This window comes from Inquilinus limosus (assembly GCF_051487185.1).
In the GTDB taxonomy this organism is placed as follows: Bacteria; Pseudomonadota; Alphaproteobacteria; order DSM-16000; family Inquilinaceae; genus Inquilinus; species Inquilinus limosus_F.
Genome location: NZ_JAHVDK010000024.1, coordinates 1 through 26,829, shown reverse-complemented (window position 1 = coordinate 26,829; position 26,829 = coordinate 1). Strand labels below are relative to the sequence as shown.

24 protein-coding genes are annotated in these 26,829 nt (G+C 69.4%); 7 read left to right on the top strand and 17 right to left on the bottom strand.

The window, feature by feature from the left end; all coding sequences use genetic code 11:
* Positions 1–9: 9 nt before the first annotated feature.
* Both KXR53_RS24615 and KXR53_RS24610 read right to left on the bottom strand, forming a co-directional pair.
* Positions 10–1,119 carry an SPFH domain-containing protein gene (locus KXR53_RS24615; RefSeq protein ID WP_437377940.1) on the bottom strand — a complete coding sequence of 370 codons (1,110 nt, stop codon included), beginning with the start codon at positions 1,117–1,119 and terminating at the stop codon, positions 10–12.
* 107 nt (positions 1,120–1,226) lie between these two features.
* Positions 1,227–2,780, bottom strand: a complete 1,554-nt coding sequence (locus KXR53_RS24610) for a glycosyltransferase (RefSeq protein ID WP_437377939.1) — start codon at positions 2,778–2,780, stop codon at positions 1,227–1,229.
* A gap of 229 nt (positions 2,781–3,009) precedes the next feature.
* Here KXR53_RS24610 and KXR53_RS24605 point away from each other — a divergent pair, with 229 nt between their 5' ends.
* On the top strand, positions 3,010–3,945 hold the full coding sequence (locus KXR53_RS24605; RefSeq protein ID WP_437377938.1) for a 2-hydroxyacid dehydrogenase: 936 nt from the start codon (positions 3,010–3,012) through the stop codon (positions 3,943–3,945).
* Positions 3,946–4,064: 119 nt separating this feature from the next.
* Here the strand turns inward: KXR53_RS24605 and KXR53_RS24600 are convergent, their stop codons facing one another.
* Genes KXR53_RS24600 through KXR53_RS24575 form a run of 6 tightly spaced genes read right to left on the bottom strand, consistent with a single transcriptional unit; the run spans position 4,065 to position 10,286 of the window.
* Positions 4,065–4,784 (bottom strand): ribonuclease activity regulator RraA, encoded by a 720-nt coding sequence (locus KXR53_RS24600; protein ID WP_437377937.1) that lies wholly within the window; start codon positions 4,782–4,784, stop codon positions 4,065–4,067.
* A gap of 29 nt (positions 4,785–4,813) precedes the next feature.
* Positions 4,814–5,806: an SMP-30/gluconolactonase/LRE family protein gene (locus tag KXR53_RS24595; protein WP_437377936.1), complete on the bottom strand. Its 993-nt coding sequence runs from the start codon at positions 5,804–5,806 to the stop codon at positions 4,814–4,816.
* A gap of 46 nt (positions 5,807–5,852) precedes the next feature.
* Positions 5,853–7,595, bottom strand: coding sequence for an L-arabinonate dehydratase (araD, locus tag KXR53_RS24590; RefSeq protein ID WP_437377935.1), 1,743 nt, complete (start codon positions 7,593–7,595; stop codon positions 5,853–5,855).
* Positions 7,596–7,638: 43 nt separating this feature from the next.
* Positions 7,639–8,505, bottom strand: coding sequence for an ABC transporter permease (locus KXR53_RS24585; RefSeq protein WP_437377934.1), 867 nt, complete (start codon positions 8,503–8,505; stop codon positions 7,639–7,641).
* A gap of 4 nt (positions 8,506–8,509) precedes the next feature.
* Positions 8,510–9,271, bottom strand: a complete 762-nt coding sequence (locus KXR53_RS24580) for an ABC transporter ATP-binding protein (protein WP_437377933.1) — start codon at positions 9,269–9,271, stop codon at positions 8,510–8,512.
* Position 9,272: 1 nt separating this feature from the next.
* A complete protein-coding gene (locus KXR53_RS24575) occupies positions 9,273–10,286 on the bottom strand; it encodes an ABC transporter substrate-binding protein (protein WP_437377932.1) in 1,014 nt (337 codons plus the stop codon).
* Positions 10,287–10,480: 194 nt separating this feature from the next.
* Here KXR53_RS24575 and KXR53_RS24570 point away from each other — a divergent pair, with 194 nt between their 5' ends.
* Positions 10,481–11,167 (top strand): GntR family transcriptional regulator, encoded by a 687-nt coding sequence (locus KXR53_RS24570; protein ID WP_437377931.1) that lies wholly within the window; start codon positions 10,481–10,483, stop codon positions 11,165–11,167.
* On the opposite strand, the gene KXR53_RS24565 is transcribed toward KXR53_RS24570, so the two are convergent.
* The 6 genes from KXR53_RS24565 to KXR53_RS24540 form a co-directional block, all read right to left on the bottom strand.
* Positions 11,157–12,056 carry a DMT family transporter gene (locus tag KXR53_RS24565; RefSeq protein ID WP_437377930.1) on the bottom strand — a complete coding sequence of 300 codons (900 nt, stop codon included), beginning with the start codon at positions 12,054–12,056 and terminating at the stop codon, positions 11,157–11,159. The genes KXR53_RS24570 and KXR53_RS24565 overlap by 11 nt on opposite strands.
* Positions 12,057–12,063: 7 nt before the next feature.
* Positions 12,064–12,984 carry an SMP-30/gluconolactonase/LRE family protein gene (locus KXR53_RS24560; RefSeq protein WP_437377929.1) on the bottom strand — a complete coding sequence of 307 codons (921 nt, stop codon included), beginning with the start codon at positions 12,982–12,984 and terminating at the stop codon, positions 12,064–12,066.
* A gap of 119 nt (positions 12,985–13,103) precedes the next feature.
* A complete protein-coding gene (locus KXR53_RS24555) occupies positions 13,104–14,054 on the bottom strand; it encodes an ABC transporter permease (protein WP_437377928.1) in 951 nt (316 codons plus the stop codon).
* A 10-nt stretch (positions 14,055–14,064) separates the two neighbouring features.
* Positions 14,065–15,126: an ABC transporter permease gene (locus KXR53_RS24550; protein WP_437377927.1), complete on the bottom strand. Its 1,062-nt coding sequence runs from the start codon at positions 15,124–15,126 to the stop codon at positions 14,065–14,067.
* Complete coding sequence (locus tag KXR53_RS24545; protein ID WP_437377926.1) at positions 15,123–16,670, bottom strand: sugar ABC transporter ATP-binding protein; 1,548 nt, start codon at positions 16,668–16,670, stop codon at positions 15,123–15,125. The genes KXR53_RS24550 and KXR53_RS24545 overlap by 4 nt, the downstream gene beginning before the upstream one ends.
* A 15-nt stretch (positions 16,671–16,685) precedes the next feature.
* On the bottom strand, positions 16,686–17,816 hold the full coding sequence (locus tag KXR53_RS24540; RefSeq protein ID WP_437377925.1) for a sugar ABC transporter substrate-binding protein: 1,131 nt from the start codon (positions 17,814–17,816) through the stop codon (positions 16,686–16,688).
* A gap of 228 nt (positions 17,817–18,044) precedes the next feature.
* On the opposite strand from KXR53_RS24540, the gene KXR53_RS24535 reads away from it, so the two are divergent.
* The 4 genes from KXR53_RS24535 (at position 18,045) to KXR53_RS24520 (ending at position 21,511) form a co-directional block, all read left to right on the top strand.
* Entirely contained in the window at positions 18,045–19,574 is a 1,530-nt protein-coding gene (locus KXR53_RS24535) for a UxaA family hydrolase (RefSeq protein ID WP_437377923.1), read from the top strand.
* A 43-nt stretch (positions 19,575–19,617) separates the two neighbouring features.
* Positions 19,618–20,790 (top strand): fumarylacetoacetate hydrolase family protein, encoded by a 1,173-nt coding sequence (locus KXR53_RS24530; RefSeq protein WP_437377921.1) that lies wholly within the window; start codon positions 19,618–19,620, stop codon positions 20,788–20,790.
* Positions 20,791–20,872: 82 nt separating this feature from the next.
* Positions 20,873–21,106, top strand: coding sequence for a type II toxin-antitoxin system Phd/YefM family antitoxin (locus KXR53_RS24525; protein ID WP_437377920.1), 234 nt, complete (start codon positions 20,873–20,875; stop codon positions 21,104–21,106).
* Positions 21,107–21,109: 3 nt separating this feature from the next.
* A complete protein-coding gene (locus tag KXR53_RS24520) occupies positions 21,110–21,511 on the top strand; it encodes a PIN domain-containing protein (protein ID WP_437377918.1) in 402 nt (133 codons plus the stop codon).
* Between the two features lie 9 nt (positions 21,512–21,520).
* Here KXR53_RS24520 and KXR53_RS24515 read toward each other — a convergent pair whose 3' ends face one another.
* Both KXR53_RS24515 and KXR53_RS24510 read right to left on the bottom strand, forming a co-directional pair.
* Positions 21,521–22,288 carry an enoyl-CoA hydratase gene (locus KXR53_RS24515; protein WP_437377917.1) on the bottom strand — a complete coding sequence of 256 codons (768 nt, stop codon included), beginning with the start codon at positions 22,286–22,288 and terminating at the stop codon, positions 21,521–21,523.
* A 63-nt stretch (positions 22,289–22,351) separates the two neighbouring features.
* Positions 22,352–23,569 (bottom strand): TIGR03862 family flavoprotein, encoded by a 1,218-nt coding sequence (locus KXR53_RS24510; RefSeq protein ID WP_437377916.1) that lies wholly within the window; start codon positions 23,567–23,569, stop codon positions 22,352–22,354.
* Positions 23,570–23,963: 394 nt separating this feature from the next.
* Between KXR53_RS24510 and KXR53_RS24505 the strand changes: the two genes are divergently transcribed.
* Positions 23,964–26,540, top strand: a complete 2,577-nt coding sequence (locus tag KXR53_RS24505) for an NAD-dependent epimerase/dehydratase family protein (protein ID WP_437377915.1) — start codon at positions 23,964–23,966, stop codon at positions 26,538–26,540.
* A 17-nt stretch (positions 26,541–26,557) separates the two neighbouring features.
* Here KXR53_RS24505 and KXR53_RS24500 read toward each other — a convergent pair.
* Positions 26,558–26,829, bottom strand: a 272-nt coding sequence (locus tag KXR53_RS24500; RefSeq protein ID WP_437377914.1) for a hypothetical protein, incomplete at its 5' end; no start/stop codon positions are given.

Genomic DNA, 26,829 nt, shown 5'->3' with positions numbered 1-26,829 from the left:
GATCCGGGATCAGGCGGGCGGCAGCGGCGGCGGCTGGTCGGTGAACAGCGCGGCCAGGGCGGCGACCTCGCCGGCCTTGGTCCAGTTCGCCATGCCCCGGCTCCAGACCAGGCTGTCGCGGCTCAGCCGGCCGTCGCGCACCAGCCCCGGCAGCTGGTCAGTCGGGAACGGGCCGGCCTGCTGGCCGCCGATGGCGACGTGGTAGGACATGGCGTCGGGCAGGGGCGGCGGGGCCGAGCCCGCGGCCGGCGCCGGCTGGACGCCCTGTTGCACGGCGGCGCCCATGGCGGAAGCGAGGCCCCCGGCCGTTGCCATGCCGATGCCGATACCGGCGGCCCCGCCGGGGTTCTCGGCCGCGGCCTTGATCGCCTCGGCGGTCTGGTACTGGGTGTAGCGGCCAAGATCGCCGACCACGCCCATGCTGCTGCGCCGGTCCAGCGTCTTCTCCACCTCCTCGGGCAGCGAGACGTTCTCGACCAGGAGCGTCGCGACCTCCAGGCCGTAGGCGTCGAATTCCGGCTGGATCGCGCTGCGGATGAAAGTGCCGAGCTTGTCGTAATTGGCGGCTAGGTCGAGCACCGGGATGCCCGACGTCGCCACCGCGCCGGCGAAGCTGGTGACGATCAGGTTGCGCAGCTGCTCGGTGATCTCGTCGGTGGTGAAACGGCCGTCGGTGCCGGCGATCTCGCGGATGAAGGCGGCCGGATCCTTGACCCGGATGGCGTAGGTGCCGAAGGCGCGCAGCCGCACCGGCCCGAATTCCGGGTCGCGCAGCATCACCGGGTTCATCGTGCCCCATTTCAGGTCGGTGAACCGCTTGGTGTTGAGGAAGTAGACCTCGGCCTTGAACGGGCTCTCGAAACCGTATTTCCAGCCCTGCAGCGTCGACAGGATCGGCAGGTTCTTGGTCTCCAGCCGGACCATGCCGGGCTGGAACACGTCGGCGACCTTGCCCTCGTTGACGAAGACGGCGACCTGGCTCTCGCGCACCGTCAGCTGGGCGCCGTATTTGATCTCGTTGTTGTGCCGCTCGAAGCGGTAGACGATGGTGTCCTGCGAGTCATCGGTCCATTCGATGATGTCGATGAACTCGCCGGCAATCTTGTCCCACAGGGCCATGGTCCCCTCCATCGCCGTCCCCCACGGGCCGGACTGCGCGGGAGGATAGTGTTAGCTTGGGACGAAAAAGAGGCGGGCCGGGAAATGAGCCCCGGTCCGCCATGATCTCAGCTGCGCGGGTTCGGCTGCGGCGCCGCCGTCCCGGCCGCTGGCGGGGCCAGCTTCACGCCCGGCAGGGTGCGGGGCAGGGCGCGCGGGTCGAGCCGCAGGTCGTAGCGCTCGGCCAGGAGGGCCGTGCCCATGACCAGCAGCCCGGTGCCGGAGACGATCAGGAACGGCAGGTACCAGGCCAGGTCGGTCGCCACGGTGCCGAGCAGCACCGCGCCGGCCGCCGTCTCCGGAATGCCGCTGCCGGCGCCGCTGCGATAGCCCGAGCGGCGCGAGCTGCCCTTCTTCGGCGTGCGCACGAAGCCGCTGCGCCGGCCGATGAAGGCCTCGATCACGCCGCGGGTGTTCGACAGCGACAGGCCTGCGTTCAGCGCCATGGTGGCGAGCATGTCCATCATGGCCTGGCCGAGCCGTTCCCGCCGCACGGCGCAACGGCCGGAGATCAGGAAGGCCGCGGTGCCGGAGATGCCGAGCATGGTCGAGACCACGCCGAGCGCGGTCAGTGCCACGGGCTGGTCGAAGCCGATGCCGAGGAACATCAGCGTGTTCACCATCGCCAGCGCGCCCAGCGGGTAGAACAGGCACTGCAGCAGCTGCAGGCTGACCGCGACCTTGGCCCTGGGCGGCAGGGCCGAGCGCCAGATCGTCGGCAAGAGCTTGCAGGCGACCTGGGCGAAACCCTTGGTCCAGCGGAACTGCTGCACCCGCCAGGCGGCGATGGACGAAGGCAGCTCGCCCGGTACGGTGATGTCGGATAGGTAACGGGCACGCCAGCCCTTGAGATGGGCACGCAGGCTGAGGTCCAGGTCCTCGGTCAGCGTGTCGGCTTTCCAGCCGCCGGCATCCTCGATCGCGGCGCGGCGCCAGATGCCGCACGTGCCGTTGAAGGGCAGGGGCAGGCCGGTCATGCTGCGGGCCGGCTGCTCGATGCCGAAATGCGCGTCCAGCATCAGCGTCTGGGCGCGGGTCAGCCGGTTCTCGTCGCCGTTCAGATGCTCCCAGCGGCCCTGCACGAAGGCCAGGCGCTTGTCGTTCTCCAGCACGCCGACGGTGCGGCGCAGGAAGTCCGGCCGCGGGATGAAGTCGGCATCGAAGATCGCGACATAGGGATGGTCGGTCACCGCCAGCCCGGCATGCAGCGCCCCGGCCTTGAAGCCGGTGCGGTCGGTCCGGTGCAGCCGGTGGGCGTCGACGCCGGCGGCGCGCAGCTCCCGAATCGCCGCTTCGGAGATTGCGCGGGTTTCGTCGACGCTGTCGTCCAGCAGCTGGATCGTCAGCTTGTCCTGAGGCCAGTCGAGGGCGGCGGCGGCACCCAGGATCCGCCGCACCACATGCCGCTCGTTGAACACCGGAATCTGGATCAGGACCCTGGGCAGGTCGTCGTCATCCGGGGCTGGGGCCGCCGTCTGATTCGCCAGGCTCTGGCCCTGCGACTGATGGCGCCAGAAGGTGATTGCGAGCCAAAGGAGATTGCTTGACAGGAGGCACAATAGCGTCAGCGCGATGGCGAGTAGACCGTATACGCTGAATTCGAAGATCTCTAAGGGGGTCAAGATGGCCCGGCCTTTTCTTGCGTATAGTCAGTGTTCAAAACAGCCGACTCATGTCGTTGTTCCGTCATAGTACCGTATCGACGGACAGCCGACATCAAACGCAGCGGAACGTGGCGTCACCATGGCGGGCATCGGGCAACTGGCCGGCATCGGAATGCCTTGAATCGTCGGACTTGTGCGATAGGCTGGGCGCCGGCCCGCCGATCCGGGGCCGCGGAGGAAAGCCACAATGACCAAACCCGTCGTCCTCGCTTTGGCCGGCCTGATGCCCGGCCCCTTCGCCGAGCTGGAGGCGAACTGCACCGTGCACCGGCTGTGGGAGGCGGAGGATCGGGAGGCGCTGATCCGGCGGGTGGCGCCGGAGGTCCGCGGCATCGTCACCGGCCCCGGCGTCTCGGCGGAGTTCATGGACCGGTTCCCGGCGCTGGAGATCATCGGCAATTTCGGCGTCGGCTACGACAAGGTGGATGTCGGGCACGCGCGGAAGCGTGGCGTCCGCGTCACCAACACCCCCGGCGTGCTCGACGACGAGGTGGCGGATCTCGGCCTCCTGCTGATGCTGGCGACGGCGCGGCGGCTCTGCGTCGGCGACCGCTTCGTCCGCGCCGGGAAATGGCTGGAAGGCGGCCTGCCGCTGGCGCGCAGCCTGCGCGGCAAGCGACTCGGCGTCGTCGGCATGGGCCGGATCGGCCAGGCGGTGGCGGAACGGGCGAAGGTCTTCGGCCTGTCCATCGCCTGGCACGGGCCGCGGGCGAAGCCGGAGCTCGACTATCCCTATTATCCCGACCTGGTGGCGCTGGCCCGGGACAGCGACGTGCTGGTGCTGTGCTGCCCGGGCGGCGCCGCGACCCATCACATCGTCAACCGGGCGGTGATCGAGGCGCTGGGGCCCGAGGGCATCCTGGTCAACATCGCCCGCGGCACGGTGGTGGACGAGCCGGAGATGGTCGCGGCCCTGGTCGATGGCCGCCTCGGCGCCGCCGGCCTCGACGTGTTCGAGCACGAGCCGAAGGTGCCGGAGGCGCTCTGGGGCCTCGACAACGTGGTGCTGCAGCCGCATGTCGGCAGCGCCACGGTCGAGACCCGCAACGCCATGGCCGACCTCGTCGTCCGCAACCTCCTGGCCCATTTCGCCGGCCAGCCGCTGCTGACGCCGGTGGCGTGAGGCCGGCGAGCACACCCTTAAATCGTCATTGCGAGCGGAGCGAAGCAATCCAGGGCCGCAAGAGCGGAGGCATGGATTGCTTCGTCGGCTTCGCCTCCTCGCAATGACGGTGGGGCCGCTCAGCGCCCGTTCGCCTTGCGCCAGGCGGCGAAGTCGAGCTTGGTCTGCTCCTCGGTGGCCGGGTAGAGGCCGAGGATCGAGCGGCCCTTCATCACCTCCTCGGTGACGAAGTCCTCGAAGGCGGTCATCTCGACAGCCTCGTCGGCGATCTCGTCGGCGATGTGCGCCGGGATGACCACCACGCCTTCGGCGTCGCCGACCACGACGTCGCCCGGAAAGACCGGCACGTCGCCGCAGCCGATCGGCACGTTGATGTCCAGCGCCTGGTGTCGGGTCAGGTTGGTCGGCGCCGCCGGGCGGTTGTGGTAGGCGGGGATGCCGAGCTTCGCGATCTCCGGCGAATCGCGGAAGCCACCGTCGGTGACGACGCCGGCGACGCCGCGTTTCATCAGCCGCGCCACCAGGATCGACCCGGCCGAGGCGGCGCGCGGGTCCTTGCGGCTGTCGATGACGAAAACGGCGCCGGGCGGGCATTCCTCCACCGCCTTGCGCTGCGGATGGGCGCGGTCCTGGAATACGCTGATCGGGTTCAGGTCCTCGCGCGCCGGGATGTAGCGCAGGGTGAAGGCCTCGCCGACCATCGGCCCGGCCCCCGGGTTCAGCGGGTGCACGTCCTGGATGAACTGGTTGCGCAGGCCGCGCTTGAACAGCGCCGTGGTCAGCGTGGCGGTGCTTACGGTCTTCAGCTTGTCCCGGGTCTCGGGCTTCAATCCGGTCATTCGATCATCCTCGCTTGGAAGGGTCCCGCTCAGCCGACGGTGGCGCCCTGGGTGCCCACATACAGGGCATAGACGGACTGGCTGGCGGCCATGAACAGGCGGTTGCGCGCCTCGCCGCCGAAGCACAGGTTGGCGCAGCGCTCCGGCAGCGCGATCCGGCCGATCGGCTTGCCAGCCGGGTTGAACACCATCACCCCGTCCAGCTCGTCGCTGCCCATGCCCCAGCCGCACCAGAGATTGCCGTCGACATCGACGCGCAGCCCGTCCGCGGTGCCCTTGCCGCAATCCACCGCGACGCGGCGGTTGGCGATGCCGCGGCCGCCGTTGACCACGTCATAGGCCTGGATCAGGCGGTTCGGCTTGGCGCCGCCTTCGACCACATAGAGGATCTTCTCGTCGGGCGAGAAGGCGAGGCCGTTGGGCCGGTTCAGATCGCCCGCGACCACCGTCAGCGAACCCGTCTCCGGGTCCAGCCGGTAGACATTGGTCGGCAGCTCCGGCTCCGCCTTGCGGCCTTCGTAGTTGCCAAGGATGCCGAAGGGCGGATCGGTGAACCAGATCGAGCCGTCGGACCTGACCACGATGTCGTTGGGCGAGTTCAGCGGCTTGCTTTCGAAGCGGTCGGCCAGCACGGTGATGGTGCCGTCATATTCGGTGCGGGTGACGCGGCGCCCCAGATGCTCGCAGGTGACCAGCCGGCCCTGGCGATCGCGGGTGTTACCGTTGGCGTTGTTGGAGGGCTTGCGGAACACGCTGACCGCCCCGGTCTCCTCATCCCATTTCAGGATCCGGTTGTTCGGGATGTCGCTCCACAGCAGATAGCGGCCGTCGCCGAACCAGACCGGCCCCTCGCACCAGCGGCAGCCGGTGGCGATCCGTTCCACCGCCGCGTTGCCGATCATGTATTTGGCGAAGCTGGGGTCCAGCGCCTGCACCGCCGGGTCGGGATAGCGCGCCGACGGCGCCCACTGGGCCTGGGCCGCGGTCGTGATCGATGCGGCGGCGATGGTGGCTCCGGCCATGATCACCTCACGTCTGCTCCGGTTCATGCGTCGGTCTCTCGTGGCGTCAGAAGATGTCGGGTTCGCCCACCGGCGCGCCGAAGCCGGTTTCGAGGAAGTCGAAGTCGCAGCCCTCATGGGCCTGGCGGATGTGGCGGTTGAACATCCAGCCATAGCCGCGCTCGAAGCGGGGCTGCGGCGGCGACCATTCGGCCCGGCGGCGCGCCAGCTCCGCCTCCGGCACCTCCATGTCGATCCGGCGGGCGGCGACGTCGAGCGTCACCGTGTCGCCGGTGCGAAGCAGCGCCAGCGGGCCGCCGACATAGGATTCCGGCGAGACGTGCAGGATGCAGGCGCCGTAGCTGGTGCCGCTCATGCGGGCGTCGGAGATGCGGACCATGTCGCGCACGCCCTGCTTCACCAGCTTCTTCGGGATCGGCAGCATGCCCCATTCCGGCATGCCCGGGCCGCCCTGCGGGCCCGCATTCCGCAGCACCAGCACATGGTCCGGCGTGACGTCGAGGTCGTCGAGGTCGATCGCCGCCTTCATCGACGGGTAGTCGTCGAACACCAGGGCCGGGCCGCTGTGCTTCAGGAAGCGCGGGTCGCAGGCGCTGGGCTTGATGACGCAGCCGTCCGGCGCCAGGTTGCCGCGCAGCACCGCCAGCGCGCCCTCGGCATAGACCGGGTTGTCGACCGGGCGGATCACGTCGTCGTTGTAGACTTCGGCGCCGGCGATGTTCTCGCCCAGCGTGCGGCCGGTGACGGTCAGCGCGTCGAGCTTCAGATGATCGCGGATCCGCGTCATCAGCGCCGGCAGGCCGCCGGCGTAGAAGAAATCCTCCATCAGGTATTGGTCGCCGCTGGGGCGGACATTGCCGATCACCGGCACCACCCGGCTAGCGGCATCGAACGCGTCGAGCCCGATGTCGGCGCCGGCCCTTCGCGCCATGGCGACGAGATGGATGATGGCGTTGGTCGAGCAGCCCATGGCCATCGCCACCGCGATCGCGTTCTCGAAGGCGGCGCGGGTCTGGATCCGTGCCGGAACCAGATCCTCCCACACCATCTCGACGATGCGGCGGCCGCAGGCGGCGGACATGCGGATATGGCCCGCATCCGCGGCGGGGATCGAGGAGGCGCCGGGCAGGGTCATGCCGATCGCCTCGGCGATGGCGGTCATGGTGCTGGCCGTGCCCATGGTCATGCAGTGGCCGTAGCTGCGGGCGATGCCGCCCTCGATCTCGACCCATTCCGCGGCACTGATGTTGCCGGCCCGGCGCTCGTCCCAGAACTTCCAGGCGTCGGAGCCGGAGCCGAGCACCTTGCCCTTCCAATTGCCGCGCAGCATCGGCCCGGCCGGCAGGTAGATCGCCGGCAGCCCGGCGCTGGTGGCGCCCATCAGCAGGCCGGGCGTGGTCTTGTCGCAGCCGCCCAGCAGCACCGCGCCGTCGACGGGGTGGGAGCGCAGCAGCTCTTCCACCTCCATCGCCAGCAGGTTGCGGTACAGCATGGTGGTCGGCTTGACGTAGTTCTCCGACAGCGACAGCGCCGGCAGCTCGATCGGGAAGCCGCCGGCCTGCAGCACGCCGCGCTTCACGTCCTCGACCCGGTGCTTGAAATGGGCGTGGCAGGGATTGATGTCGGACCAGGTGTTGATCAGCGCGATCACCGGGCGGCCGGCCCAGTCCTCAGGCGCGTAGCCCATCTGCATGGCGCGGGAGCGGTGGCCGAAGGAGCGCAGGTCGTCGGGCGCGAACCAGCGGGCGCTACGCAGGGTGTCGGGCGTCTTGCGGCGGATGTCGGTCATGGCTCGCTGCCGTCTCGGTGGGATCGGTGGCTGGGGCAGAGACTCAATTCTGCAGCCCCCATCGTCGCACCGTCCGGCGCTCGATCGACCGGAAAATCACATTCTCGACCAGGAGGCCGATGACGATGACGGTCAGCAGCCCGGCGAAAACCGAGGGGATGTCGAGCAGGTTGCGGTTCTCGAAGATGAACCAGCCGAGCCCGCCCTGGCCGGAGGAGACGCCGAACACCAGCTCGGCCGCGATCAGGGTACGCCAGGCGAAGGCCCAGCCGATCTTCAGCCCGGTCAGGATCGACGGAAAGGCGGCCGGCACCAGGATGCGGGCGACGTAGCCGAGACCCTTGAGGCCGTAGTTGCGCCCGACCATGCGCAGCGTCTGCGACACGCCGAGGAAGCCGGAATGGGTGTTCAGCGCCACCGCCCACAGCACCGAATGGATCAGCACGAAGACCAGGCTGCCGGTGCCGAGGCCGAACCAGATCAGGGCAAGGGGCAGAAGGGCGATCGCCGGCAGCGGGTTGAACATCGCCGTCATGGTCTCGAGGAAATCGGTGCCGATCCGGGTGTTGATGGCCAGCACCGTCAGCAAGGCGGCGAGCGCGATGCCGGCGGCGTAGCCCATCAGCAGCACCTTGATCGAGGTCCAGGCCCGCAGCGCCAGCGGGCCGCGGACGAAGCCGTCGACCATGGCCGACAGCGTGTCGCCCAGCGTCGGGAACAGCAGCGGGTTGTCGAGGATCGAGGCGTAGACCTGCCAGATCGCGGCCAGCAGCAGGATCAGCACGGTCTTGCGGATGACGGGGCTGCCCCACAGCAGCTCGGCCATCCCGAGCTTCCGCTCGACCGGAGCGATCTGGGCAGAGGCGGCCGCGTCGGCCCCGCTCATCATCAGGATCTGGGCCTGGCCCATCGTGTCACTCCCTGTGTCCCGAGCCGGCGAAGAGCAGATCGTGGATCTGCTGTTCCAGCTGGCCGGCGCTGCCGTCCTCGGACGAGACCTGGTCGACGTCGCGCACCTCGGCCTTGACCCGGCCGGGGTGCGGGGACAGCAGCAGGATGCGGTTGCCGATGCGGATCGCCTCGGCGATGGAATGGGTGACGAAGAGGACGGTGAAGCGCGTGTCCTCCCACAGCTGCAGCAGCTCGTCCTGCATCTGTCGGCGGGTGAGGGCGTCGAGCGCGGCGAACGGCTCGTCCATCAGCAGGATGTCCGGTTCCATCGCCATGCCGCGGGCGATGGCCACGCGCTGCTTCATGCCGCCCGACAGCGTGTGCGGATAGGCGTCGACCGCCCGGGTCAGATGGACCTTCTCGATATAGGCCCTGGCCCGCTCCTCCGCTTCGCGGCGCGGCAGCTTCCGCGCCGTGCGCAGCGGGAACATCACATTCTCCAGCACCGTCTTCCAGGGCAGCAGCTGGTCGAACTCCTGGAACACCATCATCCGGTCGGCGCCCGGCTCCTCGACCTCGCGGTCCTTGATCCGGATCGCGCCCTCGCTCGGCCGCATATAGCCGCCGACCGCCTTCAGCAGAGTGGACTTGCCGCAGCCGGAGGGACCCAGCAGGACGAAACGGTCGGAGCGGTCGACCTGGAAGCTGACCCGCTCGGTCGCGGTGACCTGGACCGACGGCGTCTTGTAGCGCAGCGTGACGCCGCGGACGTCGAGCAGCGCCATCTCAGTTCCCGTTCAGGTCGTGGGCGACCGGCAGGTAATAGTCGGTCCAGGCCTTCGGCTCGGTCTTCAGCGTGCCGATCTTGTACAGGTGCTGGGCGAACTTCATCGTGCCCTGCGGCGCCGCGATGAAATCCATCATCCCCGGCTGCTTCAGCATCTCCATCAGGTCGTCGACGCTGGTCTTGTCGCTGGTGACCTCGCGATAGATCTCCACCGCGGCGCGCGTGTCCTTGTGGATGAAGTCGATCGCCTCCAGCGTCGCGGCCTTCACTGCCTGCACGACCTTCGGATTGGCGTCGGCGAAGCGGGTGGTGGTGAAGAACTGCGCCTGGGTCAGCGGCCCGCCGATGATGTCTGGCGAGCGCAGCACGACATGGGTGCCGGGGATGGTCTTCAGCTCGTAGTAGTCGAAGGGCGGGGCCGAGAAGTGGCTGGCCACCTCATGCTGCGGGTTGGCCAGAGCGGCCGCCGCGTCCGGGTGGCCGAGCTGCACCGTGTTGCCATCCAGCTTGGCCCACTGGTCCGCGCCGAAGGCTTGGGCCGCCGCCATCTGCAGCAGGATCGCCTGGGTCGAGACCCGGACGGTCGGCACCGCAACCTTGTCGGAAGGCCCGAAATCCTGCAGGGATTTGATCTTCGGGTCGCGGCTGATCAGGGTGAGGGGCAGGGCGGAGGAGGCGGTGATCCCCTTCACCTCGCCGCGGGTGCGGTCCCACAGCAGCAGCAGGTTGCCGACGCCGGTGTTGACGATGTCGACGCCGCCGGCCAGCAGCGCGTCGGTCTGGGCGCCGCCGCCCGAGAAGGTGGTCCAGCTGACCTTGAGGTCCGGCAGGCCCAGCGCCGCGGCCTGCTTCTCCACCAGCTTCTGCTTCTCCATGACGTGAGCCGCCATGTAGAGGATGCCGGGCTGGCGGGAGATGGTGATCTCTCCCTTGTCCTGCGCCATGGTCGGGGCCGCGGCGACCAGTGTGCCGGCCAGGGCCAGCGCGGCCGCGCAGAATCGCATCCACTTCATCCGTGTTTCCTCCTCATCCGGCGCCTGTCTCGTCCGGTTGATCCGGCTTCGGGTCTCAGGAGGCGCCCTGGTTTCGAGTCGCTGGAACACTAATGCATTAGTGCATCGACAGCCAAGCAGGATTAACATCGCGATTGCGGGAGCACGCCGGTCCCGCTCAAATCGGAAGCGGAAGGGACGAGGATTCCAGCAGCATGAGCGTCACGATGATCCAGCTCGACCGCGCCCGGCAGGCGGCGCCGCAGGTGTTCGAGCGGCTGCGCGAGCAGATCATCGCGCTGACCCTGGTGCCGGGCTCGGTGCTGGCGCGCAACGAGCTGATGGCGCAGTTCGGGGTCAGCCAGACACCGATCCGCGATGCCCTGCTGCGCTTGGCGGAGGAGGGGCTGGTCGACATCTTCCCGCAGCACGCCACGGTGGTCAGCCCGATCGACCTGGTGGCGGCGCGGCAGGCGCATTTCCTGCGCCGGTCGGTGGAGCTCGAGGTGGTGCGCACCCTGGCGCTGCGCGAGGACCGGTCCTTCGTGCCCCGGCTGCGGGCGCTGATCGCCCGCCAGCGGGCCCTGCTCGACGCCGAGGATTTCGAGGCCTTCGCCGAGACCGACCAGTCGCTGCACCGCCAGCTCTGCGAGGTCGCGGAGGTGCCGGACCTGTGGGCCCTGATCCGCAGCCGCAGCGGCCATCTCGACCGGCTGCGGCGGCTGCACCTGCCGGTGCCGGGCAAGGCGCAGTCGATCCTGGACGACCACGCCCGCATCCTCGACGCCATCGCGGACGGTGACGCGGACCGGGCGCAGGAGGCGCTGCGCCAGCACCTGTCCGGGACACTGGCGCAGGCCGACGAGATCCGGGCGCGGTTCCCGGATTACGTCAGGGGATAGGCGGACCGGTTCGGTCCGGACCCCGCTGTTCCCGCCACCAGACATAGGCTCCGGCGGCGACGATGACGGCGCAGCCCAGGGTCGGGCGGGCCCCGATCACGTCGCCGAACACCAGCCAGCCATAGACCAGACCGTAGATCAGCTGGCTGTACTGGAGCGGCGCCAGGGTGGAGGCGGGCGCCTGGCTGAAGTCCGCGATCAGCAGGGTGTGCGACAGCAGGCCCAGCAGCCCCATGGCTATCATCAGACCCCAGCCGGCCGCGTCCGGCGGTGTCCAGACGAAGGGCTGCGCCAGGCTCAGCAGCACCGTCCCGACCAGCGCGGTGATGAACAGGGTGGTGCGGGGATCCTCGCCGTCCAAGCGTCGCGTGGCGACCAGGCCGATCGCCCAGAACAGCGCCGCCCCGAAGGCAACGGCGCCGCCGAGGAGTCCGACACCGTCGCCGCTGGGCCAGACGATGATCAGCATGCCGGCGAAGCCGGCCGCCACCGCGGCCCAGCGGTGCGGGCCGACATGTTCGCCCAGGAACAGCACCGACAGCACGATCACAAGCAGCGGCGCGACGAAGGAGATCGCGAACAGATCGGCCAGTGGCATCAGGCTGAAGCCGACGATCGCGAGCACGGCGGAGCCCAGCAGCGCCAGGGCGCGCACCAGCTGCAGCGCCGGCCGGGCTGTCGTCGCCATCCGCCGGAAGCGGGCCGGGCCCGCGATCAGCAGCATCGGCAGCGCATGGAAGGTGTATCGCGCCCAGGTCACCTGGATCGGATCGTGGCTGCCGGTCAGCAGCTTGGACACGGTGTCCATGGTGGTGAAGCTGCCCATCGCCGCCAGCATGAGAAGCATGCCGGCGGCGGGGACGGCCGCGGTCCGCTGCAGGGCGGGCATGGAACCGTCAGGGCGTCAGCACGCCCCGCGTGTTCAGATAGACCGCCCGCAGCGAGGTGGTGGAGCAGATGAACAGGCGGTTCTTCTTCAGGCCGCCGAAGCAGACATTGGCCACCACCTCCGGCACCTTGATCTTGCCGATCAGCGTGCCGTCTGGGCTGTAGCAATGCACGCCGTCGCCGGCGCTGGTCCAGATGTTGCCGTGATGGTCGATGCGGAAGCCGTCGAACAGGCCGAAGGTGCATTCGGCGAAGACCTCGCCGCCGGCCAGCGTGCCGTCGTCGCGCACCTGGAAGCGGCGGATATGCTTCGGCCCGTCCGGGTCGTGGCTGGCGCCGGTGTCGGCGACGTAGAGCAGCGTCTCGTCGGGTGAGAAGGCGATGCCGTTGGGCTTGTCGAAATCGGTCGCGACCGTCTTCAGCGTCCCGGACTTCGGGTCGAAGCGGTAGACGTGGCAGCCGTCCTGCTCGATCTCCGACTGGTGGCCTTCGTATTCGGAGAGGATGCCGTAGGGCGGATCGGTGAACCACACCGTGTCGTCCGACTTCACCACCACGTCGTTCGGCGAGTTCAGGCGCTTGCCGTTGTGGCTGTCGGCCAGGACGGTGACGCGGCCGTCATATTCGGTGCGGCTGACCCGGCGGCCGCCATGCTCGCAGGACACCAGGCGGCCCTGGCGGTCGCGGGTGTGGCCGTTGGTGTAGTTCGACGGGTTGCGGAAGACGCTGACGCTGCCGTCGGTCTCGTCCCACCGCATGATCCGGTTGTTCGGGATGTCGCTCCACAGCAGGTAGCGGCCGTCGCCGAACCAGACCGGCCCCTCCGACCAGCGCAGCCCGATGTCGCTGGCCAGCACGTCGATATGGACATTGCCCATGACATAGGCCGCGAAGCGCTTGTCCAGCACCTCGAAACAGGGATCGAGCATTCCCGGATTCCTCCCTTGGCCCGGGCTCGGCCCGGGCGGTCCCATTGATCGGACATAACCGGCCGGAGTGTTGCGCCCCGCCCATCGGCCGTCAACGATTCGGCGGCTGAGAAGGCCGGTCAGGTCGCCGGCCGGCCGCCGCGCCCGTACAGCACCAGCATCAGGATGATGACCAGTCCGTAGATGATCTGCCGCCCGGCCTCCGGCATCTGCATCACCGACAGCACGCTCTGCAGCAGCACGATCAGGATGGTGCCGACCACGGTCCCGGCATAGCGGCCCTGGCCGCCCAGGATGTTGGTGCCGCCGATCACCACCGCGGCGATAGCGGGCAGGAGATAGGCGTCGCCCATCGCCTGATAGGCCTTGCTGGAATAGCCGGCGAGCAGCAGGCCGGCGAGGGCCGAGCACAGCCCGCACAGGGTGAAGGCGCCGAGGATGACGAGCCGGGTGCTGACGCCGGACAGATAGGCTGCGGCCTCGCGGTTGCCGATGGCGTAGATGTAGCGGCCCATCGGCGTGCGGGTCAGCAGGAAGACGATGCCGAGCGACAGCAGGGCCCAGACGAACACCGCCATCGGGATCCCCAGCAGCTCGGCCTTGGCCAGGAACTGCATCGGCGGTGTCGCCATGGTGGTCGGGGAGAAGCCGCCGGTCAGCATAACCATCAGCCCGCGCAGCACGGTGTTGACCCCGAGCGTGAAGATCATCGACGGCACGCGCAGGAAGGCGATGCCGAGCCCGTTGAACAGCCCGACCAGCGCGCCGACGGCGAGGCCGACCGGGATCGCCTCGGGCCCGCCGACCGCGGTCGCCAGCATGGCCGAGGCGGCGATGGTCCAGGGCACCGACAGGTCGATATGGCCCATCAGGATCACCAGCATCATCCCGGCGGCGACGATGCCGAGGAAGGAGGCGACCTTGAGCTGCTGCAGCAGGTAGACCGGGGACAGGAAGGTCGCCGTGCCCTGGGTGACCGCGGTGTAGACCGTGCCCGCCGCCAGGATCAGCACCACGAAGCCGCAGGCCACCAGGATCGGGCGGTCGATGGAGCGGAGAAACGTCTGCATCGATCCTCCGCTACCCGAACAGCTGCAGGCGGTTTCTGACCGTGAACACGCGGGCGGCGCCCAGCGAGACCGCGGCCAGCAGGATCAGGCCTTCGAACAGCGGCTGCAGCAGCGGGTTGGCCAGGACGCCGACGACGCTGTCCTCCGGCACCACGCGGAAGCAGAAGGAGATGGCGCGCAGCACCATGACGCCGACGATCGAGGCGACGGCCCCGCCCGAGCCGCCGAAGAGCGAGGTGCCGCCGATCACCACCGCCGCGATCGAGTTGAGCGTGTAGGCGCCGGCCATCGGCGTGTCGGCGTTGCCGCTGCCGGTCTGCAGCGCCAGGTAGACGCCGGCGACCGCGGCGAAGAAGCCGGCCAGGGTGAAGGCCGCGAGCTTCGACCGGTCGATGGCGACGCCGGACATGAAGGCCGCCTGCTCCGACGAGCCGATGGCGTAGCAGCCGCGCCCGGTCACCGAATTCCGGAACGGCAACCAGACCAGCAGCACCACCAGCACGACCAGGATCACCGGCACCGGGATGCCCTGGATCGCCTGGAACCAGCCCGGAAGGTCGCCGCCCCACCAGCCATAGGTGTCGGCCACGTCGAACAGCGTGTTGGTGGCGGCCCAGGACAGGTCGCCGTCGACCGCGCCGCCCGGGGTGGGGCGCAGGAACAGGGCGATGCCGATGAAGACGGCCCCGGTCGCCAGCGTCGCGATGATCGGCTGGATCCGGCCATAGACGACCAGCGCGCCGTTGACGAAGCCGGCCAGGAGACCGGCGGCGAGGCAGAGCAGGATGCCGAACGCGAGCTCCCAGCCGCTGCCGGTCAGGAGATGCGAGGCGAGGCAGTTCACCATCGTCATCAGCGGGCCGACGGAGAGGTCGAGCCCGCCCAGCAGCACAGGGACGGTCTGGGCCATCGCCACCAGCGCCAGGGTGAAGGTCTCGTTGGCGTTCTGGACGATCAGGTCGGCGCTGCCGCCGCGCGGGTGCTGGGCCGTATAAAGACCGTAGAACAGGACGAACAGGCCGAGGGCGAGGAGGATGCCGCTGTGGCGCGAGAGGCGGTGGAGCAGGGTCATGCCGGCACCGCCTCCGCCGCCTGGCCGTTGGTCTCGAGGTTCAGGGCGCTGGCCACGATGTTGGTCTCGGTGATCGCTTCACCCTCCAGCGTCCGGATCACCCGCCCGCCATAGAGGATCAGCACCCGGTCGCAGCAGCCGATCAGCTCGTCATAGTCGGTGGAGTAGAACAGGATCGAGGTGCCGGCGGCGGCCAGGTCGTGCAGCAGCTGGTAGATCTCCTGCTTGGTGCCGACATCGATGCCGCGGGTCGGGTCGTTCAGCAGGATGATGCGGGCGTCGGTCAGCAGCCATTTCGCGATCGCCACCTTCTGCTGGTTGCCGCCGGACAGGGTGCCGACCGGGGCGTCGACTGACCCGACCTTGATTCGCAGCGCCTCGACCATGCGGGAGATGCCGTCGCTCTCGCGCCGGCGGTCGATGACGCCGCCGCGGGCCATGCCGCCCAGAGCCGCCAGGGTGATGTTCTCCCCGACCGACATCGGCAGCAGCAGCCCTTCGGTCTTGCGGTCCTCCGGGATCAGCGCCATGCGGATGCCGGCGCGCTTGGCCTGCGCCGGGCTGCCGATCCTGGCCGGCCGGCCGTCGACCAGCACGCTGCCCTCGACCCCGCGCAGCACGCCGAACAGGGCCAGCAGCAGCTCGCGCTGCCCCTGGCCGTCCAGCCCGCCGAGGCCGACGATCTCGCCGCGGCCGACGGTCAGGGAGATGTCGGACAAGCGCTGGCCCCAGCGCAAGCCGCGGGTCTCCAGCACCGCAGGCGGCGGCTCCGCCCGCACCGGCTTCGGCGGATAGGCGCCGTGGATCTCACGGCCGATCAGCATCCGCACCACCTCGTCGTCGCTGCGCGCGTCGGCCGGGAAGGTGTCGATGTGCCTGCCATTGCGGAACACCGAACAGGTGTCGCACAGCGCCTTGATCTCCGGCATTCGGTGGGAGATGTAGAGGATGCCGAGGCCCTCCCGGCGCAGCTGGTGCAGCAGGGCGTAGACCTTCTCCACATCCGCCGCGGTCAGGGCCGAGGTCGCCTCGTCGAGGATCAGGAGGCGCGGGTTGCGCCCGAGCGCCTTGGCGATCTCGACCATCTGCCGGCGCGACAGGGGCAGGGCCTTGACCGGCAGCCGCGGGTCGATGTCGGCGCAGCCGATCCGGGCCAGCAGTTCCTCCGCCCGCCGCCGCTGCGCCCTGTGGTCGATCAAGCCGAAGCGGCGCGGCGGACGGGTGATGCAGATGTTGTCGGCGACCGACAGATCCGGCATCAGCGACAGCTCCTGGAACACGCAGACGACGCCGGCCGCATTCGCCGCCTGCGGCGAGGCGAAGCTGGCCGGCCGCCCGTCGATCAGCAGCTCGCCGGCGCTGGGCTGCACCACCCCGGCGATGATCTTGATCAGCGTGCTCTTGCCGGCCCCGTTCTCGCCCAGGACACCGTGGATCGAGCCGGCGCGGGCCGAGAACTCCACCTCGCGCAGCGCGTGCACGCCGCCGTAGCTCTTGCTGACTCCCGTCAGCTGCACCAGCGGCGGCGTGTCGGCAGCGGCCATCCCCGACGCCACGGCCTACTTGTTCTCGGGGGACTGGGCCATGATCTGCGGCGCCGTGAAGGTGATGCCGCAGGGTTCGAACGAGTTTGGCGCGAAGAAATCGACCGTCAGGTTCGACCAGTAGTTCTCGCCGTCCTTCAGCGTCTTGTAGTCCGCGACCGGGATCGGGATCGACACCATCTGCGGCATGGTCTCGCCCTTCAGCGCGGCGATGGCCGCCTTCATCGCGATGGCGACGAGGGCCGGGGACTGGCCGTAGGACAGGCCCTTCAGCCCCTGGTCCTTGTATTGCGCGATCTGCTGGCGGAACAGGTTCTCGCCTTCGCCCGCCATCGGCACGAAGGGGTGCTTGGCGTCGATCAGCGCCTGCACCGTGCCGTTCGACCCGCCCTGGGTGAAGATGCCGTCGAAATGCCCGTGCACCGCGAGCGCGTCGGCCGTGGCCTTCTGCGAATCGCCCGGCGCCCAGTTGCCGACGACCTCGACGATGTCATAGGGCTTACCGGCCTCCTTCATCGTCTTCTGGAAGCCCTCGTGCCGGTCGCGGTCGACCGAGTTGCCGGGCAGGCCGCGCACCTCGAGGATCTTGCCGCCATTCGGCACGTTCTCGATCAGGAACTTGGCCGACATCACGCCCATCTCGGTCTGGTCCTCGTTGACCTGCATCACCTCGGTGGTGTCGAGGATGTTGTCGAACGGCACCAGCACGACGTTCTTGCGGTTGGCCAGCCGGATCACCCTGTCGAAGCCGGTCGGGCTGACCGCGATGGTGACGATGGCGTCGAAGCCCTGGTTGATGAAGTCCTCGATCGTGCCCAGCTGCGCTGCCGCGTCGGTGCCGGTGGAGACGACCTTGAACTCCTTGATGTCCTTGGCGACATCCGGCAGCGCGGCATAGGCCTTGGCCGTCTGGATCATCTGGATGCGCCAGATGTTGCCGACGAAACCGTTGACCAGGGCGATGCGGTACGGCCCGGGGCGGGCGTCCCATTTGAAGTACTTCGTATCCTTGCTCCAGGGCGCGAAGCATTCGGGCAAGTAGCCTGGCCCATCCACCGTCTTCGGCGCGGCGAAGGCGGAAGCGGTGAGCGCGGCGATGGAGAGAGATGCGGCCGCGGCGACCGTGGCGAAACGGTGGAGCAGCATTCGGGTCCTCCCTGTGCCGGGGCTATCGCCCGCGAACGATTCGAACTCGTCCGGCATATTTGACGATGGGAATGTTGTGCCCATCGCCGTCGGCCGTCAATTCATCAGACTGTACGCTGCGCCGGCCTCGTTCCCATCTCTTCAGGAGGATGGCGCCGCCCAAACGTCCGACGTAAAGTGGCGAACGCCCGAGATTGCCAGGCAAGCCCAAGAACACGTGCGAAACCGATGCCCAGCCCCAGCCTCTTCATCCGCCTGAACCGCGACGACAACGTCGTCCTCGCCCGCGCCGACATCACGGCGGGCACGCCGATCCCGGAGGAGGGGGTGACGACATCCGGTCACATCCCGGCCGGCCACAAGATGGCGACCCGGCCGATCGCGCAGGGCGAGCCGATCCGGCGCTACAACCAGATCATCGGCTTCGCCACCGAGGCGATCGCGCCGGGCGAGCACGTCCATGTCCAGAACTGCGCCATGGGCGATTTCGAGCGCGACTACGCCTTCTGCGCCGACGCCAAGCCGACCGACACCGTGCCGGAAGCGGAGCGGGCGACCTTCCAGGGCTATCGCCGTCCCAACGGCCGGGTCGGCACCCGCAACTACATCGGCATCCTGTCGTCGGTGAACTGCTCGGCCACGGTCAGCCGGATGATCGCCGCGCATTTCGAGCGCTCCGGCACGCTCGACGCCTTTCCGCATGTCGACGGCGTCGTGGCGATCACCCATTCGACCGGCTGCGGCATGGCGGATTCCGGCGAGGGCTACGACAACCTGCAGCGCACGCTTTGGGGCTATGCCCGCAACCCGAACTTCGCCGGGGTGCTGATGATCGGCCTGGGCTGCGAGGTCAACCAGATCGACTTCCTGCTGGAGGCCTATCAGATCCAGCGCGGGCCGCTGTTCCAGACCATGAACATCCAGAATCTGGGCGGCACCCGGAAGACGGTCGACCACTGCATCGCCAAGGTGATGGAGATGCTGCCCGAGGCCGACAAGGCGCGGCGCGAGACCGTGCCGGCCAGCGAGCTGATGGTGGCGCTGCAATGCGGCGGCTCGGATGGCTATTCCGGCATCTCGGCCAACCCGGCGCTGGGCGCCGCGGTCGACCTGCTGGTCCGCCACGGCGGCAGCGCCGTGCTGTCGGAGACGCCGGAGATCTACGGCGCCGAGCACCTGCTGACCCGGCGCGCGGTCACCCGCGAGGTCGGCGAAAAGCTGATCGCCCGGATCAAGTGGTGGGAGGGCTACACCGCCCGCAACGGCGGCGAGATGAACAACAACCCGTCGCCGGGCAACAAGCGCGGCGGCCTGACCACGATCCTGGAGAAGTCGCTGGGCGCCGCCGCCAAGGGCGGCACCACCAACCTGGTCGAGGTCTACAAATACGCCGAGCAGATGACGGCCAAGGGCTTCGTCTTCATGGACACGCCCGGCTACGACCCGGCCTCCGCCACCGGCCAGGTGGCGGGCGGGGCGCAGCTCGTCTGCTTCACCACCGGCCGCGGCTCGGTCTCGGGCTTCAAGCCGGCGCCCTGCATCAAGGTCGCCACCAACTCCTCCATGTACCGGCACATGGAGGAGGACATGGACATCAACTGCGGCACCATCATCGATGGCGACGAGACCATCGAGCAGGCCGGCCGCCGGATCTTCGAGAAATTCCTGGCCGTCGCCTCGGGCGAGCAGACCAAGAGCGAGGCCCAGGGCTTCGGCGACAACGAGTTCGTGCCCTGGCAGATCGGCGCCGTGATGTGACGGCGGGAACGCCGGACGAGAAGAGAAGCGGGAAGGGACATCCATGAAGGACTACATCTCGGTCGCGGCCTGCCTGCCGGCGGATGCCGATCGCGCCACCCTGGTCGGCCGGGTCTGGCTGCCGCAGGTCGAGGGGCCGGCGGTGGTGGCGCTGCGCGGCGGCCAGGTGATCGACATCACCCGGGCCGCGCCGACCGTCGCCGACCTGATCTCGGCCGCCGATCCGGCCGCAATCGCCAAGGCGGACGGTCCGGTGATCGGCAGCGCCGCCGACCTGCTGGCCAATGCCGACGAGTCCGCGCGCGACCCATCCAAGCCGTGGCCGCTGGCGCCGATCGACCTGCAGGCGGTGAAGGCGGCGGGCGTCACCTTCGTCGCCTCGATGCTGGAGCGGGTGATCGAGGAGCAGGCGCGCGGCGACGCCACCAAGGCCGACGCCATCCGCCAGCGCATTGTCTCGATCATCGGTGACGACCTGGCGGCGGTCCGCCCCGGCTCGGCCGAGGCGCAGCGGATCAAGGAGGTGCTGCTGGCCCAGGGCGCCTGGTCGCAGTATCTCGAGGTCGGCATCGGCCCCGACGCGGAGATCTTCACCAAGAGCCAGCCGATGTCCTCGGTCGGCCTCGGCGCCGAGATCGGCATCCATCCGATCTCGACCTGGAACAACCCGGAGCCCGAGGTGGTGCTGGTGGTGGCACCGACCGGCAAGGTCGTGGGCGCGACCCTCGGCAACGATGTCAATTTGCGCGACCTCGAGGGCCGCAGCGCCCTCTTGCTCGGCAAGGCCAAGGACAACAACGCCTCCTGCGCCGTCGGCCCCTTCATCCGTCTGTTCGATGGTGGCTTCGGCATCGATGACATCCGCAAGGCCGACCTGTCGATGGCGGTGCACGGGCCGGAGGGCTACACGCTGCAGGGCCACAGCTCGATCTCCAAGATCAGCCGCGACCCGCTCGACCTCGCCGGCCAGATGCTGGGCCCGAACCACCAGTATCCGGATGGGGCGGTGCTGTTCCTCGGCACCATGTTCGCGCCGACCGACGACCGCGACGCGCCAGGCATGGGCTTCACCCACAAGATCGGCGACATCGTCACCATCTCGACCCCGAGCCTGGGGACGCTGGTCAACCGGGTGAACCACAGCGACAAGATCGCGCCCTGGACCTTCGGCGCCCGGGCGCTGATGGCCAGCCTGGCGAAGCGCGGACTGTTGTGATGTAGCCCTGGGCTATAGCCCTTTGATGGGGCTATAGCCCATCCCATATTATGGCCATGTGGTCATTTTCGGGGATGGCGCCGTGAAGAGTGTCTCCGTAGTCGAAGCGAAATCCCGCTTCTCCGCCTTGCTGGCCGAGGTGGAAGCCGGTGAGGAGGTCGCCGTCACGCGGCATGGGAAGGTGGTGGCCAGGCTGGTACCGGAACGTCGGCGGGTCGCGGCCGACGCCTTCCGCGACTTCTGGTCTGAGAGCGATATCGACCTGCAGGCACCGGAGGATAGACCGGCCGAGGATGTGGCTTTGTTGGACGACTAGGCCGTGGCTGGGCTCTACATCCTGGACACGAATATCCTAATCGCCGCGTTGAACGGACGTCCGACGGTGCGGCAGCGGCTGGAAGACATGCCGCTGGACGCCTTGCGCCTGTCGGCCATCGTGTTGGGAGAACTGGAGTTCGGTGCTGAGAAAAGCGCGCACGGAGAGCGGAATCGCGCGCGTCTCGAAGCCTTGGCCCGACAGTTGCCGCTGGTCGGCATCGACCGCGACACCACACGTCGCTACGCCCAGGTTCGGGCACTGCTGGAGCGGCAGGGCACGCCGATCGGTGCGAACGACACTTGGATCGCCGCACAGGCGCTTGCGATCGATGCCACGCTGGTGACGGACAACGAGCGCGAATTCTCCCGGGTCCCTGGGTTGAGGCTCGAAAACTGGCTGTAGCGAGTCAACTCAGCCGAACCGGCTGAAGTCCGGCTTCCGCTTCTCCAGGAAGGCGGTGAAGGCTTCCCGGGCTTCAGCCGATTTCAGCTGGGCGCCGAAGGCCTCGACCTCGCGGGTCATGGCCTCGCGCACCGCCGCCTGCTGCGGTGCGCGCAGCAGCGCCTTGGTGTGGCGGATCGCGGCCGGGGGCAGGGCGGCGAGGCGTGCTGCCGCGCCGTCGATCTCGGCGTCCAGCGCCTCGTCGGGCAGGAGCTTGGTGATCAGTCCGGCCCCAAGCGCGGCCTCGGCGTCGAAGCCTTCGCCGGTCAGCAGCCACCAGGAGGCGCGCAGCCGTCCGGCCGCGGCGGGCAGGAGCAGGGAGGACGCGGCCTCCGGCACCAGGCCGAGCTGGACGAAGGGCAGCTGGAATCGGGTCGACGCCGCGGCCAGCACCACGTCGCAATGCAGCAGCAGGGTGGTGCCGATGCCGATGGCGGCGCCGCGCACCCCGGCCACCACCGGCTTCGGAAAGGCGGACAGGGCGTCGAGGAAGCCGAGGATCGGCGCCAGCCCGGACTCGCCGCCAGCCGCCAGGAAATCGGCGATGTCGTTGCCGGCCGAGAAGTCCTCGCCGCCCCGGATGACCGCCACACGCACCGCCGGATCCTCAGAGGCAAGGTTCAACGCGGCGGTCATCGCCTCGTACATCGCGAGGCTGATGGCGTTCTTCTTCTCCGGCCGGTTCAGCCGGATGGTCAGGACCGGCCCCTCGGTTTCGGTCAGGACGGGATCGGTCATGGCGCTGTCTCCCTCGCTCTTCGGAGCGCCACGGTAGGAAGAGAGCTGCAGCCTTGTCGAGGATCAGGGCCGGCTGAGCACCCCGCGGGCGGCGGCGACGCCGGTGGCGAAACAGCCCTGCAGCAGGTAGCCGCCGGTCGGCGCCTCCCAGTCCAGCATCTCGCCGCAGGCGAAGACGCCGGGCAGGGCCTTCAGCTCCAGCGCCGGGGTGAGGGCGTCGAGACAGATGCCGCCCGCCGTCGAGATGGCGCGGTCGAGCGGCCGGAGGCCAGCCACCCGCAGCGGGATCGTCTTGATCGCGGCGGCCAGCGAGTCCGGCGTCGCCAGCGCCTCGGCCGCGAAGCCCTCACGCAGCAGGGAATAGGCCGGGCCGGTCAGCGACAGCGCCCGGCGCAGCCGGTTCGGAGCGCTGTCGCTGCTGCCGGTCCGAGCCAGCCGGTCGGCTATTTCCGTCGCCGTCATGTCCGGCCGCAGGTCGAGCGTCAGCACTGCGCCGCCCTCCCGCACGACCGCCTCGCGTAGCTCCGCCCCTAGCGCGTAGACGGCGCCGCCTTCGAGGCCGGCGGCGGTGATCACCGCCTCGCCGCGCATGGTGCGGCCGGCGAAGGTGAGGGCGATGCGCTTCAGCGGAGTTCCGGCGAAACGGTCGCGCAGAGTCGGCGACCAGGCGATGTCGATTCCGGCATTGGCCGGCTGCAGCGGCGCGATGGCGACGCCGCGCTCGGCGAGGATCGGAACCCAGCCGCCGTCGCTGCCCAGCCGCGGCCAGCTGGCGCCGCCCAGCGCCAGGATCACGGCGTCGGCTTCGGCGGTGAACTCGCCCTTCGGCCCGCGCAGCACCGGCCGGTTGTCGCCGGTCAGCCCAATCCAGTCGTGCCGGTTGTGGATGACGACGCCGAGCTGCCCCAGCCGGGCGAGCCAGGCGCGGAGCAGGGGAGAAGCCTTCAGGCTCTCCGGGAACACCCGGCCGCTGGAGCCGACGAAGGTCGGGACGCCCAGATCCGCGCACCACGCCCGCAGGTCGTCCGGGGTGAAGGCGCGCACCAGCGGCCCCATCCAGCCCTGCGCCGCGCCGTAGCGGGTGACGAAGCGGTCCAGCGGCTCGGAGTGGGTCAGGTTCAGCCCGCCGCGCCCGGCCATCAGGAACTTCCGCCCGACCGTCGGCATGCGGTCGTAGACGGTCACCTGCCGTCCGGCCTCGGCCAGGCGCTGCGCGGCGATCAGCCCGGCGGGGCCGCCGCCGATGATGGCAATGGTCTCGGTCATGGCGGTGCGGACCATAGCCCGTATTTCTCACCCTCGTTGTGCCCTGCGCCGTCGTCCCATGCCGGCAGGGCAGAAGAGCGGCGTAGCGCGATGCGGGGACATCGGGCAAGCCGCTCGACGCACCCTGCCGGCATGGGACGACGGCCCGGAGGTCGCCTTGCGGCGGCCGCCTGCGGGCGCGGGCCGCTCGACCGTAGTCCCGCTACGCTCTTCGCGTCCCGCCCCCGCATCCGACTCGCCGCAAGGCGACGCAGGGCGCAAGGAGGGTGAGAAATGCGGGCTAGCAGCCTGCGCCGGATTGGCGAGTCCGTTCCGCGCCGGGCGGCCATGCCGGGAACCCGCCGCCTCCGGGCGCGATTGGGATTCAAAGCGGGCACCGGCTCATCCGTGAAGCAGCGACGGAGGCATCGTGGCGACGCCATCCGCCCCCCAGGGGCGCCCATCCGAACCGCGTCCCGGCGCGAAGGACATCATCATCGTCACCGGCAGCAGCGGCTTCCTCGGCCGGGCGATCATCCGCCGGCTGGCGGAGCGCTACGACGTGGTCGGACTGGACTTCGCCCTGCCGCCGACGCCCGCGCCGTTCGGCGAGGCGATCCGCGTCGACCTGACCTCGGATGCCAGCGTGGCGGCGGCGCTGCAGCGGGTCCGCGCCGGCCACGGCGACCGGATCGCCTCGGTGATCCATCTCGCCGGCTATTACGATCTCTCCGGCGAGCCGAGCCCGAAATACGAGGCAGTGACCGTGCGCGGCACCGAGCGGCTGCTGCGCGGGCTGCGGGAGTTCGAGACGGAGCAGTTCGTCTTCGCCAGCACCATGCTGGTCCACGCGCCCTGCGCGGTCGGCGAGCGGATCAACGAGGATTGGCCGATCCGGCCGAAGACGCCCTATCCGCAGTCGAAGATCGACACCGAGGCGCTGATCCGGCAGCAGCGCGGCGGCATCCCGGCGGCGATCCTGCGGCTCGCCGGCGTCTATGACGAGCAGTGCCACGCCGCCTTCCTGGCCCAGCAGATCGCCAATATTTTCGAGCGCCACCCGGTCAGCGGCCTTTATCCGGGCGATCCCGACAAGGGGCAGCCCTATCTGCATCTCGAGGATCTGGTCGACGCGATCGACCGGCTGGTCGAGCGGCGCCGGGACCTGCCGCCGGAAACGACCCTCCTGCTCGGCGAGGAGGAGACGCTGAGCTATGGCGAGCTGCAGCGCCGCATCGGCGTCGAGCTGCACGGAGAGGCCTGGGAGACGCGGGAGATCCCCAAATCCCTGGCGAAGACCGGGCAGTGGCTGCAGGAGGATGTGCTGGGGCACGATCCCTTCATCCAGCCCTGGATGATCGACCAGGCCAGCGATCACTACGCGCTCGATGTTTCCCGCGCCCGGGCCCTGCTCGGCTGGCAGCCGCGCCATTCGCTGTCCGGAACCCTGCCGGAGATGCTGAAGGCGCTGAAGGCCGATCCGCCCGGCTGGTACCGCGCCAACAAGCTCAACGCGGCCAAGGTCGCGGCCTCCGAGCCGGTGCTCGAGAGGATCGAGCGGGAGGCGACCGCTCCCGCCACCCAGACTCACGAGGAGGTCGAGGCCGATCTGGCCGAGCATCATCTGCGGACGCTGTGGGCACATCTGGTGGTCATGGCGCTCGGCGTCTGGCTCCTCATCGGCCCCTTCACCCATGGCGTGTTCGAGCCGGGGGCGGTGCCGACCCCGCCCGCCGCAGGCCGTCCGCTGCCGCCGCCGGAGGTCCGTGATGCCTGGCTGGCCGCCAGCGACATGATCTCGGGCGCCGCGATCATCCTGCTGTCGATCCTGGCGATGGCCAGGCCGCGGTCCTGGGTGCAATGGATCACGGCGTCCGTTGGAATCTGGCTGGCCTTGGCGCCGCTCGTCTTCTGGACCGTCAGCCCCGCCGCCTATGCTCTGGACACGCTGATCGGCGCCTTCGTCGTCGCCTTCGCAGTGATGGTGCCGGCCCCGCCGGGGATCAGCCGGGCCGCGCTGGCCTCGCCCTCAGACCTGCCGCTCGGCTGGTCCTACTCGCCCTCGACCCACACCCAGCGCGTGCCGATCCTGGGCATGGCGCTGATCGGACTGCTGGTGTCGCGCTACCTGGCCGCCTATCAGCTCGGCCACATCGATTCGGTCTGGGACCCGGTCTTCAGCGGCGGCGCCCCGGGGGCCGAGAACGGCACCGCGGCCGTGATCACCTCGGAGGTGTCGAAGGCGTTCCCGATCGCCGACGCCGGCTTCGGCGCCTTCGCCTATCTGCTCGACATCCTGACCGGCGCGATCGGGGACCGGCGGCGCTGGCGGACCATGCCCTGGATCGTCCTGATCTTCGGTCTGCTGATCGTGCCGCTGGGGATGGTCAGCGTCGTCTTCATCATGATCCAGCCGACCATCATCGGCGCGCTGTGCCTGCTGTGTATCGCCCAGACGGTGCTGACCGTGCTGATGATGCCCTATTCGGTCGACGAGGTCTGGGCTTCTGCCCAGTTCCTGCTGCAGAGCCGCCGCGCCGGCCGTCCGTTCTGGCGCACCCTGTTCCGGGGCGGCCCGCCGCTGAAGGAGGGACGCGACCCATCGTCGGATCTCGACGCGCCCTTCGCCAAGGTGGCGCACAATTTCCTCAGCGGTGGGGTGTCCTATCCCTGGACCCTGGCCGCGAGCGTTGTCGTCGGCATCTGGCTGATGGCGACCGGGCCGCTGATCGGCGCCCAGCCGCCGCTGGCCCACAGCGACCATGTGACGGGCTGCCTCGTCATCACCGTCGCGGTGATCGCGATGGCGGAGGTGGCACGGCCGCTGCGCTTCCTGAACGTGGCGCTCGGCCTCTGGGTCGCGCTGTCGCCCTTCGTCCTGGACGGCGCCGGGACCGCGGCCATGATCGCCGACATCGTCGCCGGCCTGGGCCTGGCGCTGCTCAGCCTGCCGCGCGGCAAGCTGAGCCCGGACCACTACGGCGGCTGGGACCGCTATATCGTTTGAGCCGTCGACCGGTCCCGTCATCCGGTGTCCGGTGCGGGCTTCGGGTCGTCGACATAGAGGCCGAGGCCGAGGGAGCGGCAGAGGCGGTCGGCGGTGGTGGCGGTGGTCTCGGTGTCGAGCCACTCGACCACGTCGGGCTCCTGCAGCCGGACCGCGAGCCCGGCCCGGAGCCCCGGCACCCGGGTCGGATCGCGGATCTCGGCGAAGGCCCGCTCCATGGCGGCGGCGACCGCCTGCCGGCGCCGGGCCCGCTCGGCCGCGATCGCGGCCGGGCCGCCGGCCGGCTTGG

Bases quoted from the DNA above. Each gene is read 5' to 3' on its own strand.
- KXR53_RS24515 (WP_437377917.1), bottom strand. From the start codon at position 22,288: ATGACCGATCCCGTCCTGACCGAAACCGAGGGGCCGGTCCTGACCATC.
- KXR53_RS24605 (WP_437377938.1), top strand. From the start codon at position 3,010: ATGACCAAACCCGTCGTCCTCGCTTTGGCCGGCCTGATGCCCGGCCCC.
- KXR53_RS24545 (WP_437377926.1), bottom strand. From the start codon at position 16,670: ATGGCCGCTGCCGACACGCCGCCGCTGGTGCAGCTGACGGGAGTCAGC.
- KXR53_RS24585 (WP_437377934.1), bottom strand. From the start codon at position 8,505: ATGGGCCAGGCCCAGATCCTGATGATGAGCGGGGCCGACGCGGCCGCC.
- KXR53_RS24560 (WP_437377929.1), bottom strand. From the start codon at position 12,984: ATGCTCGATCCCTGTTTCGAGGTGCTGGACAAGCGCTTCGCGGCCTAT.
- KXR53_RS24535 (WP_437377923.1), top strand. From the start codon at position 18,045: ATGCCCAGCCCCAGCCTCTTCATCCGCCTGAACCGCGACGACAACGTC.
- KXR53_RS24510 (WP_437377916.1), bottom strand. From the start codon at position 23,569: ATGGTCCGCACCGCCATGACCGAGACCATTGCCATCATCGGCGGCGGC.
- KXR53_RS24530 (WP_437377921.1), top strand. From the start codon at position 19,618: ATGAAGGACTACATCTCGGTCGCGGCCTGCCTGCCGGCGGATGCCGAT.
- KXR53_RS24565 (WP_437377930.1), bottom strand. From the start codon at position 12,056: ATGCCCGCCCTGCAGCGGACCGCGGCCGTCCCCGCCGCCGGCATGCTT.
- araD (WP_437377935.1), bottom strand. From the start codon at position 7,595: ATGACCGACATCCGCCGCAAGACGCCCGACACCCTGCGTAGCGCCCGC.
- KXR53_RS24550 (WP_437377927.1), bottom strand. From the start codon at position 15,126: ATGACCCTGCTCCACCGCCTCTCGCGCCACAGCGGCATCCTCCTCGCC.
- KXR53_RS24580 (WP_437377933.1), bottom strand. From the start codon at position 9,271: ATGGCGCTGCTCGACGTCCGCGGCGTCACGCTGCGCTACAAGACGCCG.
- KXR53_RS24595 (WP_437377936.1), bottom strand. From the start codon at position 5,806: ATGGCCGGAGCCACCATCGCCGCCGCATCGATCACGACCGCGGCCCAG.
- KXR53_RS24575 (WP_437377932.1), bottom strand. From the start codon at position 10,286: ATGAAGTGGATGCGATTCTGCGCGGCCGCGCTGGCCCTGGCCGGCACA.
- KXR53_RS24555 (WP_437377928.1), bottom strand. From the start codon at position 14,054: ATGCAGACGTTTCTCCGCTCCATCGACCGCCCGATCCTGGTGGCCTGC.
- KXR53_RS24600 (WP_437377937.1), bottom strand. From the start codon at position 4,784: ATGACCGGATTGAAGCCCGAGACCCGGGACAAGCTGAAGACCGTAAGC.
- KXR53_RS24570 (WP_437377931.1), top strand. From the start codon at position 10,481: ATGAGCGTCACGATGATCCAGCTCGACCGCGCCCGGCAGGCGGCGCCG.
- KXR53_RS24615 (WP_437377940.1), bottom strand. From the start codon at position 1,119: ATGGCCCTGTGGGACAAGATTGCCGGCGAGTTCATCGACATCATCGAA.
- KXR53_RS24540 (WP_437377925.1), bottom strand. From the start codon at position 17,816: ATGCTGCTCCACCGTTTCGCCACGGTCGCCGCGGCCGCATCTCTCTCC.